This window comes from Veillonella parvula (assembly GCF_945949885.1).
Taxonomy (GTDB): domain Bacteria; phylum Bacillota; class Negativicutes; order Veillonellales; family Veillonellaceae; genus Veillonella; species Veillonella parvula_B.
Genome location: NZ_CAMFFZ010000015.1, coordinates 1 through 21,444, shown reverse-complemented (window position 1 = coordinate 21,444; position 21,444 = coordinate 1). Strand labels below are relative to the sequence as shown.

At 35.2% G+C, this 21,444-nt stretch carries 23 protein-coding genes; 1 reads left to right on the top strand and 22 read right to left on the bottom strand.

Annotated features, from left to right (window positions below; genetic code table 11):
- Positions 1-6: 6 nt before the first annotated feature.
- The 11 genes from Q7O55_RS05925 to cobU form a co-directional block, all read right to left on the bottom strand.
- Complete coding sequence (locus Q7O55_RS05925; RefSeq protein WP_004695801.1) at positions 7-387, bottom strand: Asp23/Gls24 family envelope stress response protein; 381 nt, start codon at positions 385-387, stop codon at positions 7-9.
- A 135-nt stretch (positions 388-522) separates the two neighbouring features.
- The gene (gene efp / locus Q7O55_RS05920) at positions 523-1,080 is read right to left on the bottom strand and encodes an elongation factor P (protein ID WP_004695799.1); all 558 of its coding nucleotides are present in this window, start codon (positions 1,078-1,080) and stop codon (positions 523-525) included.
- 15 nt (positions 1,081-1,095) lie between these two features.
- Positions 1,096-2,169 (bottom strand): Xaa-Pro peptidase family protein, encoded by a 1,074-nt coding sequence (locus Q7O55_RS05915; protein WP_303929162.1) that lies wholly within the window; start codon positions 2,167-2,169, stop codon positions 1,096-1,098.
- Positions 2,170-2,239: 70 nt separating this feature from the next.
- Complete coding sequence (locus Q7O55_RS05910; protein WP_303929160.1) at positions 2,240-2,938, bottom strand: pseudouridine synthase; 699 nt, start codon at positions 2,936-2,938, stop codon at positions 2,240-2,242.
- Positions 2,938-3,576 (bottom strand): alpha-ribazole phosphatase, encoded by a 639-nt coding sequence (cobC, locus tag Q7O55_RS05905; protein ID WP_303929158.1) that lies wholly within the window; start codon positions 3,574-3,576, stop codon positions 2,938-2,940. Before cobC ends, Q7O55_RS05910 begins: the two co-directional genes overlap by 1 nt.
- Positions 3,577-3,583: 7 nt before the next feature.
- Complete coding sequence (locus Q7O55_RS05900) at positions 3,584-4,714, bottom strand: histidinol-phosphate transaminase (RefSeq protein WP_303929156.1); 1,131 nt, start codon at positions 4,712-4,714, stop codon at positions 3,584-3,586.
- 24 nt (positions 4,715-4,738) lie between these two features.
- Complete coding sequence (locus tag Q7O55_RS05895) at positions 4,739-5,623, bottom strand: GHMP kinase (protein ID WP_303929154.1); 885 nt, start codon at positions 5,621-5,623, stop codon at positions 4,739-4,741.
- A 73-nt stretch (positions 5,624-5,696) separates the two neighbouring features.
- Positions 5,697-6,590 carry an adenosylcobinamide-GDP ribazoletransferase gene (cobS, locus tag Q7O55_RS05890; RefSeq protein WP_303929152.1) on the bottom strand — a complete coding sequence of 298 codons (894 nt, stop codon included), beginning with the start codon at positions 6,588-6,590 and terminating at the stop codon, positions 5,697-5,699.
- Positions 6,590-7,582, bottom strand: a complete 993-nt coding sequence (gene cbiB, locus Q7O55_RS05885; RefSeq protein WP_303929151.1) for an adenosylcobinamide-phosphate synthase CbiB — start codon at positions 7,580-7,582, stop codon at positions 6,590-6,592. Before cbiB ends, cobS begins: the two co-directional genes overlap by 1 nt.
- 12 nt (positions 7,583-7,594) lie before the next feature.
- A complete protein-coding gene (locus Q7O55_RS05880; RefSeq protein WP_303929150.1) occupies positions 7,595-9,112 on the bottom strand; it encodes a cobyric acid synthase in 1,518 nt (505 codons plus the stop codon).
- Positions 9,105-9,683, bottom strand: coding sequence for a bifunctional adenosylcobinamide kinase/adenosylcobinamide-phosphate guanylyltransferase (cobU, locus tag Q7O55_RS05875; protein WP_369691711.1), 579 nt, complete (start codon positions 9,681-9,683; stop codon positions 9,105-9,107). The genes Q7O55_RS05880 and cobU overlap by 8 nt, the downstream gene beginning before the upstream one ends.
- Positions 9,684-9,746: 63 nt before the next feature.
- Between cobU and Q7O55_RS05870 the strand changes: the two genes are divergently transcribed.
- A complete protein-coding gene (locus Q7O55_RS05870) occupies positions 9,747-10,082 on the top strand; it encodes a hypothetical protein (protein ID WP_303929148.1) in 336 nt (111 codons plus the stop codon).
- A 47-nt stretch (positions 10,083-10,129) separates the two neighbouring features.
- Here Q7O55_RS05870 and Q7O55_RS05865 read toward each other — a convergent pair whose 3' ends face one another.
- The 11 genes from Q7O55_RS05865 to Q7O55_RS05815 form a co-directional block, all read right to left on the bottom strand.
- The gene (locus Q7O55_RS05865) at positions 10,130-10,645 is read right to left on the bottom strand and encodes a cob(I)yrinic acid a,c-diamide adenosyltransferase (protein WP_303929147.1); all 516 of its coding nucleotides are present in this window, start codon (positions 10,643-10,645) and stop codon (positions 10,130-10,132) included.
- 64 nt (positions 10,646-10,709) lie between these two features.
- Positions 10,710-11,117 (bottom strand): nucleoside-diphosphate kinase, encoded by a 408-nt coding sequence (gene ndk, locus Q7O55_RS05860; protein WP_303929146.1) that lies wholly within the window; start codon positions 11,115-11,117, stop codon positions 10,710-10,712.
- A 22-nt stretch (positions 11,118-11,139) separates the two neighbouring features.
- Positions 11,140-12,015, bottom strand: a complete 876-nt coding sequence (gene htpX / locus Q7O55_RS05855; RefSeq protein ID WP_303929144.1) for a zinc metalloprotease HtpX — start codon at positions 12,013-12,015, stop codon at positions 11,140-11,142.
- 55 nt (positions 12,016-12,070) lie between these two features.
- Entirely contained in the window at positions 12,071-12,985 is a 915-nt protein-coding gene (gene thrB, locus Q7O55_RS05850) for a homoserine kinase (protein WP_303929142.1), read from the bottom strand.
- 2 nt (positions 12,986-12,987) lie between these two features.
- Complete coding sequence (locus Q7O55_RS05845) at positions 12,988-14,277, bottom strand: homoserine dehydrogenase (protein WP_303929140.1); 1,290 nt, start codon at positions 14,275-14,277, stop codon at positions 12,988-12,990.
- Positions 14,278-14,301: 24 nt separating this feature from the next.
- Positions 14,302-14,751, bottom strand: a complete 450-nt coding sequence (locus Q7O55_RS05840) for an ACT domain-containing protein (RefSeq protein ID WP_004695770.1) — start codon at positions 14,749-14,751, stop codon at positions 14,302-14,304.
- A 13-nt stretch (positions 14,752-14,764) separates the two neighbouring features.
- Positions 14,765-15,757 (bottom strand): lysylphosphatidylglycerol synthase transmembrane domain-containing protein, encoded by a 993-nt coding sequence (locus tag Q7O55_RS05835; protein WP_303929139.1) that lies wholly within the window; start codon positions 15,755-15,757, stop codon positions 14,765-14,767.
- Complete coding sequence (locus Q7O55_RS05830) at positions 15,754-16,608, bottom strand: ChbG/HpnK family deacetylase (protein ID WP_303929137.1); 855 nt, start codon at positions 16,606-16,608, stop codon at positions 15,754-15,756. Before Q7O55_RS05830 ends, Q7O55_RS05835 begins: the two co-directional genes overlap by 4 nt.
- Before the next feature lie 159 nt (positions 16,609-16,767).
- Complete coding sequence (locus tag Q7O55_RS05825) at positions 16,768-17,562, bottom strand: RNA methyltransferase (RefSeq protein ID WP_303929135.1); 795 nt, start codon at positions 17,560-17,562, stop codon at positions 16,768-16,770.
- Between the two features lies 1 nt (position 17,563).
- Positions 17,564-19,309 carry an ABC transporter ATP-binding protein gene (locus Q7O55_RS05820; RefSeq protein ID WP_303929133.1) on the bottom strand — a complete coding sequence of 582 codons (1,746 nt, stop codon included), beginning with the start codon at positions 19,307-19,309 and terminating at the stop codon, positions 17,564-17,566.
- Positions 19,296-21,023 carry an ABC transporter ATP-binding protein gene (locus Q7O55_RS05815; RefSeq protein ID WP_303929131.1) on the bottom strand — a complete coding sequence of 576 codons (1,728 nt, stop codon included), beginning with the start codon at positions 21,021-21,023 and terminating at the stop codon, positions 19,296-19,298. Before Q7O55_RS05815 ends, Q7O55_RS05820 begins: the two co-directional genes overlap by 14 nt.
- Positions 21,024-21,444: the final 421 nt, after the last annotated feature.

The following is a 21,444-nucleotide window of genomic DNA, read 5'->3' as shown; positions in this document are numbered from 1 at the left end:
TACCTCCTATGGCTGTTGAGGTGTTACTAAATCATCAAAAATAATGTCTTGTACAACTACATCAATAGTTTGAACCTCAATTTCTGTATAAGAGACTAAAGCAGTTTTAATGCGCTCTTGTAGACGTAAAACAACATCAGGGATACGATATCCATACTGAATGCACACATATAGTGTAACTGATATTGCTCCTTCATCGTTAAAGGATATCTTAACACCTTCATGATCGGATTTACGTCTAAAAAAAGTGTTAACACCATCATTAAAGGTGGAACTCATATGATGAATTCCCTTTGTGTCAAGCGCTGTCATTGTTACAATTGTAGCATACACATCATCGTTAATCTTAATTTTACCCGACTCTAGTTCAGTATTTTTCTTGGTCATACTGGCCTCTTTCAAAAAAAGCACCTGTCCCTATATATAATTACATAGACGACAAGTGCTTACAGTGCAAATGTTACGATATATGGGGAATAAGATTCCTTGAAAAGATCTTGCCCCAATACATATCAATGAGTATTAGGCACGTTCGATGTATTGTCCTGTACGAGTATCAATACGAAGTACATCATCTACTTCAATGAAGAGAGGTACTTTTACAGTGTAGCCTGTTTCTAATACGGCTGGTTTATTACCACCAGTTGCAGTATCGCCACGGATACCAGGATCTGTTTCAACTACGCGAAGTTCAACAGCTACAGGTAAATCGATACCGATTACGATACCTTGGAAGAACATGATGGATACTTCCATATTTTCAAGAAGGAAGTTTTTAGCATCACCTAATTGTTCAAGGGTAAGTTCAACTTGATCATAAGTTTCGTTATCCATGAATGTATAAGAGCCATCAGATTCATATAAGTATTGCATACGACGACGATCAACATGTGCTTTAGGCACTTTTTCACCTGCATTAAATGTACGCTCAACTACAGAGCCAGTTTGCAAGTTTTTCATTTTAGTACGTACGAATGCAGCACCTTTACCTGGTTTAACGTGTTGGAAATCAACTACTTGCCATACATTACCGTCAATTTCAACGGTTACACCTGGACGAAAATCATTACTGGAAATCATCTAACTCTTCTCCTTCTAAATACCTATTTCAATTAACGCTTTTGGACTATGTGTCAACACCTCATAGCCGTCAGATTTGACGATGACACTATCCTCTATTCTCAATCCGATAGTACCTGTTATATAAATGCCAGGTTCTACCGTAATGATCATATTTTCTGTAAATACCGTATCGGATTTAGTATTGGCTACTGGTTCTTCGTGAATCTCAAGACCTACGCCATGTCCAGTACCATGATTAAATTCCTTGGTATATCCATGTTCTTTAATATAATCACGACAAACTGCATCAAGTTCTTTACCAGTAATACCAGCCCGAACTGCAGCTACGCCACGTTTTTGTGCTTCTAAAACTATACCATACAGCTTCTTTTGTAATTCAGAGGCAGGCCCCATTACAATAGTTCTAGTCATATCAGAATGATAACCCTTATATACTGCACCAAAGTCAAAGGTAACAAAATCACCTACTTCAATGACCTTATCACTGGCTACACCATGAGGCATACTAGAACGATTACCAGAAGCAACAATGGTTGCAAAGGAAGGTTCCTCTGATCCACGTTTTAACATTTCTGATTCTAATATAATGCGCGCTTCGTTTTCTGCCATCCCTACCTTTAGTTGTGGTAGCAAGGCAGCAAAAGCATCATCACCAATTTTAGCAGCTTTACGCAATAAGTCTAATTCGTCTTCACGCTTAACCGCACGTAGTTTTGCAAAATTGATAGATGTAAAATTAAAGCGTTCATCTAATGTATCACATAAGGTTTCATACGTATCTACCGGCATTTGCTTGCCTTCAATACCGAATAAACCTTCGTGAATATGATGCTCATTGAATATATCTACAAGAGTATCCATAACAGAGGATTCATATTGAATGACTGTATATCCTTCACATTGTTTTGTAGCTTGCTCAGTATATCTGAAATCAGTAATCATAAAGGCTTTATCTTGTGTAATAATAGCAAAGCCTGTAGTACCAGTAAAACCAGCAAAATAATGTAAATTTATAGGGCTCATCAAAATGACGCCTGTTAATTTTTGCTCTTTAATATACTGTTGTAGCAGATTTAATCCATTCATAATCTTGCTCCTAGTCTATAAAGTACAATTAATCTTACCATAAAATGCCTATATTGAATAGAATTTTATGCTATTTTTTAAAGCCCTCTATCTGTTCAACGGTCAATTCCATTGCAGAACCAACCTCTTCAATGCCACTTAAATCAATATGACCAATCGTAAGACGTTTCAAATATGTTACAGTACCACCTGCAGCACCAATCATGCGCTTAACTTGATGATATTTGCCTTCTTCAATCGTTATATGTGCTGAGTGTAACGATACAGATTCGATTTCTGCCGGTTTACATTGCGTACCATCTCCAAGAAGAATCCCCTCTTTAATACGTTGTATACCTTCATTAGATAGTTCTCCATCGAATTCCACGTAATAAACCTTAGGCACATGTTTATTACCATTGATGATAGAATGTCCCCACACACCATCATTAGTTAATAATAAAAGTCCTTCTGTATCCTTGTCTAATCTGCCTACTGGAACTACTCCCATTTTTATGAATTCTGGAGGGAGTAAATCCATAACAACAGGGTGACTAGAATCTTCTACCGCTGTAACATAGCCCTTTGGCTTATGAAATTTTACATAATATAGTTGAGTAGTACTAACGGCTTTACCGTCAACAGCAACTATATCAACATCAATATCAATATGAGTATCTTTTTTCGTTGTTATACTACCATTAATTGTAACTCTTCTATCCTTTAGGATTTGATTAACTTCTTTTCGACTACCATAAGCTTTATTGGCTAATAATTTATCTAGTCGCATTATGCATGACCTTGTAATACATCTACGTGTGCTGTATCATTGAGCAAATTTAAAATATTATGATCAAATTCTCCCATGCCATTGTAGAAAATACGATTAATTGCTGTATTACCTTGACTAAAATTCCAACAATGACTAATGGAAATATCTAATAATTTACACAATAATGTTCGTATAGTTCCACCGTGACAAGCAATGAGAAGTGTTTCCTCCTCATTATTAATATTGATGAATTCCTCTAGACCTGCCCACGCACGGTCTTGTAAATTCTTAAAGCTTTCACCATTAGGAACCTTAACTAAATGTGGTCGCAAATACATTTCATCTATTAAACCAGGCCACTGAGCTTCGATGTCGGAAAACAACATAGCTTCCCAATCCCCAAAATTAAGTTCTCGTAAGCGTTTATCTACTGTTATAGGAGTAGTACGTTCCCCGCGAATGACTTCAGCTGTAACTAAAGCACGACTCAAATCACTAGATAATATGCGATCAAATTTAACATCTTTAAGAGCCTGACCACATGCCTTTGCTTGATTTAAACCATTTTCATTAAGTGGAACATCTGTGATGCCTTGGTATTTTCCCATTTTGTTCCAATCAGTTTCACCATGGCGTACAATATACAATGTCTTCATAGTCTTCCTATACTTTCAAAATATCTGTTAATTTTTCTACTAACTTAACATTAGTATCATGATCTTTTATTGCAACGCGAACCCATTGATTATTTAATCCCATATAAGAATCACAGTTGCGAACAATCATATTATCTTTTTTAAGAGCTTCATTAATCGACTCTGCCGTTATTCCTTCTTGCTCAATGTGGAACAACATAAAATTAGCTGAAGGCGGATATACAGTAATACCATCTATAGTATCTAATGAGTTATGCATAAAAAGTTGCTCTTCATGTAATTCCTGTTTTGTTCGTTTCACATACTCTACATCATTCAAAGCCGCCTCTGTATAGGATTGAGCTAATGTGTTAACAGACCAAGTTGGAATAAAACTATTTAGTTGCTCAATGATAAGTGGATTGCTGAAAGCAGCACCGATTCGTAGCCCTGGCACGGCATAGAATTTTGTAAAAGAATGAACCACGATAATATTATCAAACTCGTTAACTAGGGAGCGCATGGAGTATTCATTATCTTGTAATGTGTCGTTACCAACAAAATCGATAAAGGACTCATCTATAACAAGTAAACTATTAGCATCTTTCAGCATGCTTGCAATAGTACGAATATGGTTTTTATCAAGTAACGTACCATCTGGATTATTGGGATTACCTAGAAATACGATAATACGACCATCTTGCCCCTTTAACTCAGCTGCAAAAGTTTCTAATGCTAAATAAGGAACCTCAAAATAAGGTTTTCCATGTTCATCTTCCCGTGGTCGATAATAAATATCGCGTACTGGAATTCTACTTGCTTCTAAAGCTGCTTTATATTCTGAAAAACCTGGTGCGGGAACAAAAGCGCCCGTATAGCCAGGTAACCGACAAATTGCATATAATAGCTCTGCTGCTCCATTGCCAACTACAATTTGATTTTTATTCATACCATAGATATCAGCAATGGCATTTAATATATCATCATTTGTAGCATCCGGATAATGTGATATATATCGCAATTGAGATTCTAATGCAGATAAGCCACGTTGGCTAGGGCCTAGTGGATTGATATTAGCACTAAAGTCAATAACCTCGTATGGTTCAATTCGTTGTTCATGGGCAAACTGAAAGATATTGCCCCCATGTATTTTAGACATACTATTCTCTTTCTATGAAATACTTTATCGTTTGATATAAGTTAATCCTTCATTCGTAGTTTCAACCGTATCTACATAGGTTAATTGTGGCAACTTACGCAAAATCTCATTCTTACAATCATCAATACGACCATAATCAACGGGGAATAATAGTCCCACAATGGTTCCGCTATGAGCGGTGATTGTTCCCACACTATTATAAGAATTACCTACATCGTGAAAGTCATATAAATTAGGTTTATATAAAATACGCTGATTGCCAAAAGCACTTAATGTAGCAGCTTGGCCAATGAGCTTTACATCATGCGTTATAAGACCCTGTTTAAACAAATCAAAGGATTCTTGTATAATAGATTCTTTTTCTAAAATTTTATTTTGTAAATCTGCTTGTTTATTAAAGCTAACTGTATCAATGCTACCGCCTTCGTCAAAAACGAGGATTTTTAAAGGCGGACACATTCCTAATGGTTGAGAGATAGTCCCTTTAATATAATCAAACTGAGTTACACCTTGATAAAAAGAGGCATCTGTAGGCTCTACAGATAAACAAATTTGCTCAAGTTCTTTTAATGATAAATCATAGTTCATGGCCAAAGCTGTAGCCATAGCTGTTACAGAAATATCTGCCGAACTTGAAGCCATGCCTTTTCCTTGCAGAATATCGGATCTTACATACACAGGCGGGCAAATTTGATTTTTATTTTTTTGTTGGACCAATTCTTGTACTAATTTACGAGCTTGTGCAGATTTTGGTTGAAGTGCACAAAATTCTTTAGAAAAAGGTTGTATTACATTACTCAATGCGTAGGAGTATCGATTAATTGGACATGTCACTAAAAATGACTGACCATCAATAGAACCTTGTAGAAATTCCCCACATGTACCTGGGGCTCTTACATAATAGGTCACATTAAACTCCTTTCACATCAAATAAAGTATACGTTCTAAAAATATTAAAACTTTGAAAATCAAAAATTTAGAGTTAGAACATAGTTGGATTATTAACTACCGTAGCTGATAGTATAGATAAAATTATGCTATATACCAATATCAATAATACTTCAGTTACTTCCACAACAAATCCATATGTATCACCGGTAGTGCCACCTAACGCTTTTACAATATAGAGGTTTAATAATCGGTTAATAATATACGTAATAATCATGCTAACAATATTGATTTGGAAAATACCTATAGTAGCATATACTAACACACCTAATCCTACCAAATACCCTACATCAGGTGCTGAAAAAATTGCATAAGCACCATATAAAAATGTATATAATACTAAACCGATTAATAGCAATAGAATAGGCATAAAGAACGTAGATATGGTGTTATAAGTAATAACATGTTTAGGTGCTAAATTAGCAAATGCTGCCCCCATTCCCTGTTCTCTAGCATATGGATAGGATCGAATACTAAAAACCATAGACCAGCGGCTCATTAAAGGCATCATAATGAGTGCCATAGGAATAAATTCAGCCGATGGAATCGAAGCTAATAATTGCCATTTCAAAAGTGTAACAAATACAAAAGCAACAACTCCAAAGGAGCCTATACGACTATCTTTCATGATTTCTAGTTTACGTTCTCTTTCACGACCGGAAAACAAACCATCGCTTGTATCCATCAAACCATCAGCATGAAGGCCACCAGTTATTAAAAACTCAGCCACAACGATAATTAACATCAATGGCATAATCGGAATAAATGGCGATAATACGCCATATAATATAGCTAATATGAGACCAATAATAAGGCCCACATAAGGAAAGGCTACAACAGATTTACCAAAGTCCTCTACAGACCATTCAGTTTGATTTACAATTTTTAAACGCGTTAAAAATTGTAGTGCTATAAAAAAAGGTGTCATTATACATTCATCCCATAGGTAATGACTGTACTAATGATGACCATTAGTATAGTCGTAACATACATCATATAAATTGTTCGAGTAATATGGTTACGGTTTAGCTTTTCAATAGGATCACCCATATATTCACGGAAGGTCATTTTTTTGAAATACTGATTGTAACCACCTAAACGGATATGTAAGGCCCCTGCCACAGGTGCTTCTGCATACCCCCCATTAGGGCTAGGATGTTTTTTTGCATCACGTAAACCGATTTCTATTGCCTTTTTAGCATCAAAGCGTAAAAAGAATGCAGAAATTACAAATAATACAAAGGTAATTCGGGCAGGAATCCAATTTAATATGTCATCAAAGCGTGCAGCTACGCGACCAAAGTACAAGTACTTTTGATTCTTATAGCCTAACATAGAATCCATAGTATTAGCAGTTCTATAAAGAATAGCCCCCATAGGGCCACCGATAATAAAAAAGAAAAAAGGCGCAATAATACCATCTACCGTATTTTCCGCAATCGTTTCCACTGTAGCCCGAGTGATTTCGCTTTCATCTAAGTCTTCAGTATCTCGTCCCACAATCCATGATAAACGTTTGCGAGCATCTACAATATTACCTTGCTTTATTAACTGACTAATCGTAAAACTTGCGCCAGCCAATGAACGTGGAGAAATGGCTATGTAGAGAATCACTACTTCCAGAGCATAGTATACCCATTCATGTACTACTCCACCTAGCCATAATAATAAAGATACTATTATATATACCGATATAAGAATTAAACCTACTGCAATACCACCGTACCACAATTTCTTCGTATCATTATCAGTGTCCTTATAAAGGACGGCTTCAAAAAAAGATATTATACGTCCAATAACGGCGACGGGATGATATTTACTATTTGGATCCCCAATAATTAAATCTAATAAAAATGCTAAAACCGGTATGCACACAAAGCTATACTTTGAAAACCAGTGAAAAATTGCTAAATGTTCCATATATCTCCTCTACTATCCCAAGGTAGACATAATATAATCCATATCTAAATGTTCCTCCACAATATCAGCTAAGCGGTTATATGCCGCATTTTTATGGTCAAAATAATGGAATACTACATCTAATGGTTGTAATCCCTTACGTTCACGTAATTGATTGATAATAAAACGTCTAAACTCGTCATTATCAAATACACCGTGAATATATGTACCCATTACTTGATGATTGCCATCAATAAAACCATCAATAACATTTACAGCCTCTTCACTGCGACTTGTAATTGTAAAGCAACGAGACACCGTATCTGCTAGTGGTGTAGTATCCCCCATATGAATTTCATAGCCTACTAATTCCTCACCACTGAAAGTACCATTTAAGAATTGTAAATTAGATACATTGAATTGTACTTGATGGGTAGTTTTTTGAGCCTTCATAGTCGTAGAGGATTCAACAAGGCCAAGTCCTTCGATTTCCTCGATATCACCCTCCATATGATGCGGATCATAAATAGTTTTACCTAACATTTGGTTACCGCCACAAACACCAATAACAGGTATACCTTGGGACGCTAAACTTTTAATTTCATCAGCAAAACCCGTATCACGTAAATACGTCAAGTCAGCCAATGTATTTTTAGAACCAGGTAGAATAATTAAATCTGGTTTTCCAATAATATCTCCAGGGCCTACAAAACGAACCGATACATCTGGCTCATAATTAAGTGCATCAAAGTCTGTAAAATTTGAGATTTTAGGTGTTTGCATAACTACGACTTGAATATCTTTAGACCCACTATTGCATTTGTTCTCTAATGCAACGGAATCTTCTTCATCAATATCGAGGTTTTCAATGGCAGGAATAACACCTACCACTTTTTTACCTGTTTTTTCTTCAATGAATGTAAGAGCTGGTTCTAATAGTTTGATATCACCACGGAATTTATTGATAACGATACCTTTAATAAGATCTCGTTCTTCTGTTTCTAATAATTCTAAAGTACCAACAATGGACGCAATAGCACCACCTCGGTCAATATCTGCAATGAGAAATACTGGAGCTTGAGTCATCTTAGCAATGCGCATGTTTACAATATCATTTGCTTTTAAGTTGACTTCTGCAGGACTACCAGCACCTTCGATAACCATCATATCAAAATTTGAGTCTAAGAAATCGATAGACTCTTTAACCTTATCGAGAGCTGTTAGTGAATATTTAGTATGATATTCCTTAGCACTATATACACCAACAGGCTTTCCCATCAAAACAACTTGAGACGATTGATTACCTGTAGGTTTTAATAAAACAGGATTCATTTGAACTATTGGATCAATACCAGCAGCTTCGGCTTGAGCTACTTGAGCACGACCAATTTCATCGCCCCATTTTGTCACATAAGAATTGAGGGCCATATTTTGTGCTTTAAAAGGAACCGTCTTAAAACCTTTTCTATAAAAGATACGGCATAATGCAGTACAAAGAATACTTTTACCTACATTAGAACTCGTCCCTTGAAACATTATTTTCTTAGCCATTTATATGAACCTCCTGTGATTTCAATTCAATGGTAACGCCACTGATTGTTAAATAGAGTTTATCTGCAACAGAAGCTACTGTTCGATTTACTCGCCCAGCAATATCTCTAAAATATCTAGCCAGTTTATTATCCGGCACGATACCTAAACCAATTTCATTGGTCACAAATATAACAGTTTTACCTTCACATGATTGTATCGAGTCTAATAAAAGGTTTAGCTCTGACAGTATTGTCTGTTCTAACCGATTGGCATCTTCTTGTCCACAAATGGAGCCATGAGCCATCATGTGGTTGGTAGTAAACATTGTTAAACAATCTATAAGAATTACATCTGCTGATTTACTGATATTTTCCCATTCATCAGCTAAATGCAAAGGTACTTCAAAATTATTCCATATTTCTCCCCGTCGTTCTTGATGTTTTTTGATGCGATCCACCATTTCCTCATCAAAAGCTTGACCCGTAGCTACATAAGCTTTTAAACCTTTTGTAGCCAATGCTAAACGTTCAGCAAATTCACTTTTTCCACTGCGTGCCCCACCGGAACACAATATAATTTGTGATTTCATAATGCACCTATACAAGAATTTATAATTTCAGTATCATTATAAGTATAACAAAGGAGCGATACTATGGAAATTATGAATATGAAACTAAAAATGATGGCTACGCTATGGGATAATACATATCGTGTTGCCATCGATGACGGACAAGGTAAATATATTGGTACTGCACGAGTAGTAGTGAATGTTCCTCTACCACCAGAAACCTTACCAGAAAATGCACCTCAAGTTGAAGCACAACTATTAGTATTAGTTGAAGATTTTGATTTCGGCGCTGATAAAATTATAAACTTTGAAACAACATTAGCCGATTTATTAAGAGAAAAATTCCGTTATGAAATTCCTCATATCTTTTTCTACTATCCTAGCCCTCAAGATGTTTTAAACCAAACAATTTCACAATAAGGTCTATAACGAGCAAAAAGCTATGTAAAATACATAGCTTTTTTTGTTTATTCAGCTCCAAGTTCTTCCTCTACACGACACAAGATAAAGCAAAGGTCGGATAGACGATTTAAGTATTTTAAATTAGATTCGTGAACACTTTCACCAGCGTCTAATACTCGCCATAAAGCGCGTTCCGCACGTCGAGTAATTGTTCTAGCTGCATGTAAGTAAGCAGAAGATTGTTTTTCACCTGGAATAACAAAACTAGATAAAGGTTCTAACTTTGCATCAAAGCGATCAATAACTTTTTCTAAATGCTTTACATATTGCTCAGTAATTACCGGAGCAGTATTTAAACTTGCAATATCGGCCATTAATGTCCATAAGTTGCGCTCTATATCGTATAATTCAGCAGCAACACGTGGATTTTCAGCATAAGCGCGAGCCAAGCCTAAAAAAGCTTGTAATTCATCGATTGTACCATAAGCTTCTACGCGTAAAGATGATTTTTGTACACGTTCTCCCGTGTATAAACCAGTTGTACCAGCATCACCTGTTTTTGTATAAACACTACTTGCCATATGATTACCTCCTATAGATATACATGGATGTAGAAATAAAAGCTAAATGATCCCAACCTTGAGATTATTTGTATTCAGGGAACCAAAGATGAATTTCACGAGCAGCGGCTTCTGGAGAATCAGAAGCATGTACTACGTTAGCATCCATTGTTAGGGCATAGTCACCACGAATACTACCAGGGGCAGCATCTACAGGATTTGTTGCTCCGTTTAAAGCACGTACGGGTACAATTGCGTTCTCACCAGCTAACACAAAAGCAAGAACTGGGCCTGATGTAATAAAATCAACTAATTCACCAAAGAATGGCTTTTCCTTATGTTCTGCATAGTGTTCTTTCGCTAATTCACGAGGTACTTGTAAGAGTTTTAATGCTTTAATAACAAGGCCTTTACGTTCATAACGGCTAAGGATTTCACCACTTAATTGACGTTTAACTGCATCTGGTTTAATTAAAACTAATGTTTCTTGCATGATACCCTCCAGTAGATACTAATTATAATATTGCCTTTTCTTTATACTTTGGGTTCATAGCTTGTTTCTTTAACTTTTGAATACGTTCTTCCGTGCGAGGATGTGTACTAAAAAGATTGCTCAAGCTTTCACCAATTCCCATCATAGGGTTAATAATAAACATATGGGCTGTAGCATTACTTGCATTAGGCAATGCACCATGTTTAGAGTAGTAGTCAATTTTTGCAAGTGCAGAAGCCAGTGCTAATGGATTGCGACACATATCTCCGCCCCCCTCATCAGCTAAAAACTCACGAGTACGGGAAATACTCATCTGAATAAGACCGGCTGCGATAGGTGCAATAATGATTGTACCAAGAAGCGCCAAAGGGTTAGTACCTTCTCGATCATCGGAACGCCCAAATATGGCAGTAAATTGAAGTATATTGGCTATCATAGAAATAGCACCAGCCATCATAGCTGCAATTGTACTAATCAATGTATCTCGATTCTTAACATGTGTTAATTCGTGTGCAAGCACACCTTCTAATTCTTCATCAGTTAATAGACGTTGGATACCTTCTGTAACAGCAACTGCTGCATGACTAGGATTTCTACCTGTTGCAAAAGCATTCGGTACTTCACTGGGAATGATATAAACCTTTGGCATTGGTAAATTACCATTTTTAGCCAATTGATCTACCATTGCATATAGTTTTGGATTAGACTGTGCAGTAACAGGTTGAGCATTGTATTGGGCTAAAACGATTTTATCGCTGTACCAATAGGACATAAAATTCATACCCATGGATATGACAAACATCATAATCATACCGCTTCTGCCGCCAATCATATCACCAATAACCACTAAAATGGCTGTTAGCGTCGCTAATAAAAGTGTTGTTTTTATATTGTTCATAGTTTCCTCCAATTATTGTTATGGACTATGCCTAACACTATAATTATACCATAAACTATATAATTAACGCTCCAGTTGTATCAGCTTCTAAGCAATATATTTTATTTTCAATCTCATTTGCTGTGAATACGGCCCCCATAGCCTTTGCTACCTCTTGTACATGAGTTTTATCAACATATGCAATCAGAGTAGAACCCGATCCACTGATAGTAGCACCGTAAGCTCCAGCAACTTTTGCGGCTTCAAAAACTTCATCACAATGAGGAATCAATGTCTTACGATAAGGTACATGCAAGTTGTCATCTAAGGCAACAGATAAATTACTTAATTGATGCGTAATTAAGCTTGTTACAAATAATGAAGCATGACTTACATTTTGTACAGCTTCTTTAAATGGAATATGATTTGGTAGCACAGAACGAGCATATTCAGTAGATACCATGACTTCTGGTACTACAACAGCAAAATGTAGTTCCGGAGGAATAGAAATGACCGTATTTAGTACCTTATTTTTTAAACCTGTAGCACAACATAAATTTCCGTAAATAGCTGGCGCTACATTATCTGGATGACCTTCCATACGATTCGCTATAACTAGTAACTCTTCTTTTGAAAGTGGATTTTTTACTAATGCGTTCGCCAGTAAAAGTCCTCCGACAATAGCCGTACTACTACTACCTAGTCCACGAGATGGAGGAATCAAAGTTTCAGACCGTATATGTCCATATTGAATTGGTTCTTGAGCAGTAGCAAAAACTTGATCCATCGCAAAGCCAATTAGATTTTTTCTAGGATCTTCAGCGCGCAGAATATCTGCTCCAAATCCTTCAAAAGTATATGTATATGCTGTAGCCTTCGGATCTGGTGTAAAGCTGAATATATTATAAAGATTTAGTGCTAATCCTAAGCAATCAAAACCAGGGCCACAGTTTGCGCTAGTGGCAGGTACTTGTACTCGAACAGTGTTCATAATTAAGCTTCCATAATACGAATAACACTATTAACAGACTTAACGGAACGCAAGCTATTAAAGGAGTCAATTAAATTTAAAATATAAGATCTTGGGCATTTAGATGTAACAATGGCAAGAACTGCAGTTTCTGGATCCATATTTCGTTGAACGATGGATAAAACAGAAATTTTTTGTTCTGCTAATTTTGCAGAGATTTTTGCTAGAACACCTGTTTTATTATCCACTGCTAAACGCAAGTAGTAGCTAGATTGGATTTTACCTGGAGAATAAATATCTTTTTGATCATAATAGAACGGTTTCAAACGCCCTGTTTCATTATAAGAGACATTCTTTGCCACTTCCATTATGTCAGATACTACAGAACTACCTGTCGGTAAGCTACCTGCACCACGACCATATAGCATGACATCATCGATACCATTGCCCTTAACATAAATTGCATTGTAGGATCCTCGAACAGATGCTAATGGGTGTGTCGTAGGAATAAATGCAGGATATACATTTAGAGATAATCCTTGAGCAGTTTCTTTAGCAATACCTAATAATTTAATATTGTAACCAAACTCTTTCCCAAATTTAATATCTTCAGTATCAATACAAGTAATACCTTCTACAGTTACATCTTCAAAGAAAATACGACGGTTAAAACTAATGGATGCAAGAATAGCCAATTTACGAGCTGCATCAAGGCCTTCAACATCAGCTGTAGGATCTGCCTCTGCATATCCTAAATCTTGTGCTTCTTTCAATACATCTTGATAGCTTAAACCTTCTTCAGACATTTTAGTCAAAATAAAGTTTGTAGTACCGTTCATAATACCAATGATTTCAGTAATACGATTACCGGCTAACGATTCGTATAATGTACGGATAATAGGAATACCACCTAATACAGATGCTTCAAAACGTAGATCTACCCCATTTTTACTAGCTAAATCTAATAAGTATGGACCGGATTCTGCTAATAAGTCTTTATTGGCAGTTACCACATTTTTCTTAGCTTTTAAAGCCCCTTCTACACAGTCCTTCGCAAAGGTTGTGCCCCCCATCAGTTCCACTACCATTTGAATGGAGTCATCTTTCAATACTTCGTCAATATCTGATACATATTTAGCAGTTTCTGGTAGTGTAATATGATTATATTTGTCTGGGTTACGCACATAAATTTTAGAAATTTCAACATTGACACCTGTACGATTTTTAATTAATTCAGCATTGTCTTGCAATAAGTTAAAAGTACCTTGTGCAACAGTACCAAAACCTAATAAAGCAATTTTTATAGTGGTCATAATCGTCCTACTCTCTTAATTAGCCTATGCTTGGCCTAAAATCTCTACCTTTATAATACCCTTCATAGAGCGAATATCTAGCAATAAATCTTCTAATGAGCCTTGTAAATCCTTGGTTTCAAAAGAAATGCTACTATTCGCAATGCCTTGTAATGGAATATCTTGATTAATCGTTAAAATACTACCGTTACGTTCAGCAATGGCTTTCAAAACGCTTGATAACATACCAGATTCATTTGACATAGAAACATAAATACTAACAATTTTTCCTTGAGCAATTTCAAAAAATGGAAAAACATAATCCTTGTATTTATAATACGCAGATCGACTTAAATCCATTTTTTCAACTGCTTCGTTAATTGTTTTAACCTCACCTAGTTTTAGAATTTCTTTTACTTTTATCGTCTTTTTTATAGCCTCTGGTAAAATATCTTCTTGAACCAGATAAAATTTATCTTTTTTTGGTTTAGACATAGAGCACACTCCCTTATTGTTCTCTTGAAGTTTCTTGGGCAACGAATTGTCGTCCATATAATGTTAATACTGCATACATACCGATGAAGAATGGCATATACTCAGCCACAACACGCCATCCTACAGCGATGATGCCCACTGTTCCATTAGGTACAAAGGCACTAAATAATACTACAAATAGACCTTCTGCAATGCCTGTTCCCCCTGGGGTTGGTGCAAAATACAAAATAAGATTTAATAAAATCATGCGATCTAAAATATCGATAATAGGAATATCTGGTGTGAAAGCATACATTAAGGCGGGTGCAATACAATATAAGCATAATAAACTCAAACCAGATTCAATAAAAACTATTAAAGATTGGACAGGTTGTTTATAAAGCAAGCCAAGTCCTTCATTTAATGTTTCTAATTTAGAAAGCCAATCTTTAGTTTTATGTGCTTTAAATCGTTGTGCTAGATTATAGACAAATTGACGCATATATTTGGTCTGTAATATATAAGTTCCTGCTAAGGTCGCTATAACAGCAAGCACGGCAAAAATCAAAAGCATATCACGAGAGATATATGGAATTTCAATAGCATCTCGTAAGAATACTAATGGCAGCATAATGACCAAAAACATAATGGAAAATACGGTACGTATTAATACAATCGGTGTACCTTTAGATATAGGTACGCCATAACTTCTCAACACCAGTACTTGCGCGACAGCACCCCCGCTAGCTCCAGGTGTCAACATAGCCATAAAATAATTACTAAAAATAACTCGTAGCACTGCTCGTATCGATAACTTGTAACCACCAATTTTTACAAGCCTTTGAAGTCGTAATCCATCAAAATACATACCTGCTGCTAGAGCGACTAAAGCTAATAATAAGGAAATACTATTAAAAGATGATATGGCTTTCAATGCATCTAAATCAATAGTATAGTAAATAATACCAATTGATATAGCCAATAACAAGAGAAACATAAAGATGCCTCTCTTCATCATTTTACTCATACCAAGTCTCCATAATTAATGAGCTCTATATCATATTGACTTATATATAATCGCGTATGACTGGAACAGAGTGCATGCAACTCATCTTCCCAATGATAACCCCAATTATAAAACTTACTAAGAATACTACTATTACTACCTGGGTGAACCATCAATTCATGTGTACCAGAATGTTTATTTACCGCTTTTAGGATACCCATTAGAGATTTCTGATTTATATGACCTCCATTTACCATGCCCCAAAAATATTGGGTTGTAGTCATACAATTATTTCGTATGATTGGTCGCGCATTAGCCGCAACCGTTGATAAACCAACTTTACCAAGAAATCGAATTGGGGAATACATATAATTCATAAAACCAGTAGACTCATCGGGTATACGTATAGCATGTATACCAAAGGATTTTGCCTGTTCAATCACAATCGGTAATACCGTTGGTAACACATGCATATGTTGATGTCCATCAATATGAGTTACCCTTAAGCCGGTATCCATTATTTGAGCTATTTGTGCATGAATCTCTTTACGTAATTCACTATAATTGATTTTGCCAGAGTAAATACGTTTAATAAATTCTACATAGTTCTCTGGAAATACACCTTCTGGTGTGAGAAGTGATGAAACTTCTGATGAATCACATACTGGTTTCACCCCACCCACCAAGGTAATATGAATACCAATGCCCAACTTAGGGTTCTGTTTTGCCATACTTACGGCTTCTGTAAAAGCTTCTCCTCCTGCCATTAAAGAGGTACTGGTAATAATACCTCTACGATGACCATCAATAATACCAGCATTAACTGCACTATGAAGGCCAAAATCGTCTGCATTTACAATTAATTTGGACATAGTTATCTTCCTTTTCATGAAAAAAAGGGAGAACTTTGTTCTCCCACAAAGGATATATGTTATTGTACCAAATACACAACTAAAAAATCAATACAAAAGCCCTCTACTTGTATACTAGTAGAGGACTTTTTATAAGGTCATAAATTTTTATCATATATACTAAGGCATCAATTGTTCTTGTACTTTATACATACATAATGCAGCAGCTACGCTTACATTTAAGGATTCCATATCACCATACATAGGAATCATAATACGATTTGTACATAGATTCATAACCTCTGGTGTTACGCCATTCCCTTCGTTTCCTAATACTAGCATAGTTCGCTTAGCATAACGTACAGTATGATAAGGATTGGAATGTTCTAAAGCAGTTACATAGGTAGTCATATTAGACTCGGTTACCATATCATGTAACAGAGATAAGGTAATGTCTTCATATAAAGGTATTTTATGTAAGGCGCTCATGGTACTGCGCACTGTCTTGTCATTAAAAGGGTCCACAGTTCCTTTCATCAAAAATATCCCTTTAACACCTGCTGCAACAGCAGTACGAATAATGGTACCTAGATTGCCGGGATCTTGAACACCATCTAATGTAATATATAAGCCATCCTCAATGTAAATGCTTTCGATATTGTATTTTGGTTTCGATACAATAGCAACTACACCTTGTCCATTTACGGTATTATCTACTTTATCAAACACTGGATCTTGTGCGATATATTTAGGTACAGATTGAACCGTGTCTAAGTCTAATAAATCTAATATATTTTGATCTTGAGCTTTAGATTCACGTATAACAATTGTTTTTACTGCCCCCATAGCTGCAATATCTCGAACAGAGCGAATACCTTCAACAATGTACTCTCCATATTTTTGGCGATTTTTACGCTGCCCTAATGAGATAATTCTCTTAATAGTCTTATTATCTTTAGATTGGATAAATTCCATACTAACTCCCACTGTGTTGATTATTCCATAGATTATAAAAGGCCCCTTTTAAGTTGATAAGTTCATCAAAAGATCCTTTTTCTATTATTTTACCATATTCCATATACACTATTTTATTGGCATCTTCTACTGTTGAAAGACGATGAGCAATACTTACGATTGTTTTACTACCTCGAATACTTTCAATACTTGCTTGAATTTGTTTCTCCGTATGACTATCGATATTAGCCGTTGCTTCATCTAGCAATAGAATAGGTGTTTTTTTAATCAAGGTACGTCCAAAAGCCAATAATTGTTTTTGTCCATCAGATAATAAGGAACCTAAATAACCAACCGGTGTATCATACCCTTCCGGAAGTTGTTCAATCATAGCATCCAAATTAACTTGTTTTGCTGCATTGACCATGTCTTCATTAGCAATTGATGTATCAAAAAGTGTTAAATTATCTCTAATGGAACCCTTAAATAGATAAGCTTGCTGAAAAACATACCCCATTAAATGGCGAAGCACAGAATTGTCATATTTGGTAATATTTATACCGTTAATATAGATAGTCCCTCTTGTTGGTTTGTAGACTCCCATCAACAATGATAAAAGTGTTGATTTACCACTACCAGAGGGACCTACAATCCCTATGAATTCTCCAGCTTTAATGTTTAATGTAAAGTCTTCTAGCGCATAAATGTCGTTATTATTATAGGAAAACCACACATGCTCAAATTCAATGGTCTCTATATGTTTAAATTCATCAGGAACTTCATCAGCCATCTGACGCTCTTCTTCCTCTAATAAGGGAACTAATCTTTCAGCACCAGCTAATGCACTTTGTAGTGAGTTATATTTATCTGCAATTTCCTTTAATGGTTGGAAGAATCGGTCCATATATTGTATAAAGGCAAATACTGTACCAGCGTCAGCTACAGAGTCTATTAAATTCGTAGTTGTAAAAATAACAATTAACGCAACAAAGAATAGACCATCTACGAGTGGTCTAAAAATAGAAAATGTAGTAACTTCAAAAAGACCTGCTTCTAAGAAACCTTTATTAACAGTATTATAACGTTCCTCAATTGCTTTTTCGCCACCATAGGATTTTACGATTACAATATAATTTAACAGTTCCTTGATACTCGCATTAGATGCAGCTACAGAGCGTCTTACCTGACGAAATGCTTTACGGGAAAACTTTTGAAACACCCAAATAATTCCACCCATTATAGGTAATAAAATTGTCATGATGATAGCTAGGGATACATTAATAGCATACATAAATCCTAATATACCAATAATCATCAAACCGCTACTAGCTAAATTCAGAATTACATCTGTATATAATGTACGTAATGACTCTACATCATTAGTGATGCGAGTTACCCAATTACCGATTGGCAACTTATAGAATTCATCATGTGGTTTATTAAGAATCTTTTTAAAGACAATACTACGAATATTATAAATTATTTTTTGACCAAAACTTTTTAAAAAGTAATTCTCTACAAAAATAAATAAAACACTACCAATTATAGTAAGTCCATACATTAGAGCATAGTATTCAATAACAGCGATATCATTAGTGGCAAAGCCAAGATCGATGACTTGCTTTGTTATATACGGTCGTAAAAGTAATAGCACTAAATTTCCTGCTAGCGCAACCGTTGCTAATAATAGAATACCTAAATAAGGCTTGATGTAGGTAGTTATATAGGAAAATAGAGCCCAGTCATTTCTTAGATTACGCTTCTTCATGATGGGCCTCTCCTTTCTGCGCTTCATATAAGGTGCGGTATAAACCATTGTTAGCTAATAATTCTTTATGAGTACCTTCTTCTACGATACGCCCCTCATCGAATACTAGAATTTTATCTGCTTTCTCTACAACCTCTAATCGCTGTGAAATACATAAAATTGTTTGTTCTTTTACATTATGTAATGTATTTAAAATAGTTGTAACTGTTACTGCATCCAAAGCAGAAAAACAATCATCTAGCAATAAATATGGTGCATTTTTATAAAAGCCGCGAGCCATATTAATTCGCTGCTTTTGTCCACCTGATAAATCATGACCTTCTTCAGCTAGCTCATGTAAATCATCATTGAACAAATCGCCTAAATCTCTATATAAGTCTGCCTTTTGTGCCGCAACCTCTACAGTTTCATGCATAGGTAAATTTTTACCAAATTTAATATTATCTGCAATGGTCGTACTTAAAAGGTAAGATTGTGTTGGCACATAAGCAATTGAGTTTCTAAGTTTTGATAAAGAAACAGCAGCTAAATCTTGATTACCAAAATAAATGGACTGTTCCGGACATTCTTGTAATCCAATAAGCAATTTAAACAATGTACTTTTACCAGAACCAGGTTTGCCAACTAAACCAATAAAAGAACCTTTCGGTATTGTCGTTGTCACTTGAGATAATACATGACCTTTAGAGTTTTCATAATTAAAATCTAAGTATCGGATGTGAATATCTTCAAGTGGCAATACCTCATCGGTATCATCTATTGTTTCAGTGGGCAAATGCAAGAAATCCATGATACGATCTAAAGAAGCAAGACCTTTTTGTACAATAGAAATAAGGCCCCCAAAGCCTATTAAAGGCCCTACAATTAACATTATAAAAGAATTGATTGTAACAAATTCGCCTATAGTCATTTTACCTTCTACAGCTAAATGTCCACAAATAAAAATACTAATACTGATACAGATAAAGGGTGCAATTCTTGTTAACGGTGTTAATATTGCATCTAGTAGTGCAACATCCATATTCTTCTTATAATTAAGTTTATTTATTTTTTCAAAAGAATTAGATATAATGCTTTCACGATTAAATGCTCGAATAACATCCATTCCTTGAAATAACTCTTGTCCAAACTCTGTTAAATCGCTATAAGTAGCTTGTGCACTACGTTGTTTAGTACGTAGCTTTCTGCCTAGTACAAATATAGCCACAATAATTAAGAATACAGGTGTCATAATTTTAAAAGCTAATACAGTATTAATCTTTTGAATTAATATTATGGAGCCCACAACGGAGTAGAAAATAATATCCACTACAATCATTACACCTAGGCCAAGGGCAACACGTAACGATGTTACATCGTTAGTCATGAGCGCCATAACCTTACCAGGTCCATTAGCCTCATGGTACGTTGTTTTTACTTGTAATGCTTTACTACACAAAATCTCACGAAAAAGATACTCCATGCGACGAATAGATCCTAATAGGGTTCTACGTGAAATAACTTTCAAAATAGTGATAATAATAAATAATAAAATAAAATAATAAATATAAGTAACTAAACCTTCCTTATTATTGCTCAATGTATCTATAGCATTGCCAATAAATTGAGGAACAAATAAAAAAGCCACATCAATTGCCATCAACATAGTTAAGCCAATGGCATAGATCCAGCCTTCACGCCGGAAAAACTGCATAAATAAATCTATTGGTTTCATAGGTCCTCTCTAATATATTCTATTAAGTCTAATTAAAATCATTGCCTATATAATCATTAGTATTATTATATTGTAATTGAATTTGAATCAATACTGTAAAAGCTAAATCAACAAACTTTATTATGTTAACTTTACTCTTTATAGTATACACATTTTTTATGATACATTAATACACCTATATGTATAACAGTTAGATTAAATATTTTTATCACAGCAGCAGTTGTATTTCAACAATATAAGTTAAATGACCTCTTTAAATTTTAATGGTAATCAATCTTAAAGTTTTTTCTAAATTAATACTATATCGAATTTTTTAGTTTACTTATGATAATGTAAATGTTATACTATGCATATAAAGAAATTTTATGCTTAATTGTAGAATGAAATTGAACAGATAAAAAATCCATAGTGAACCTTGTGT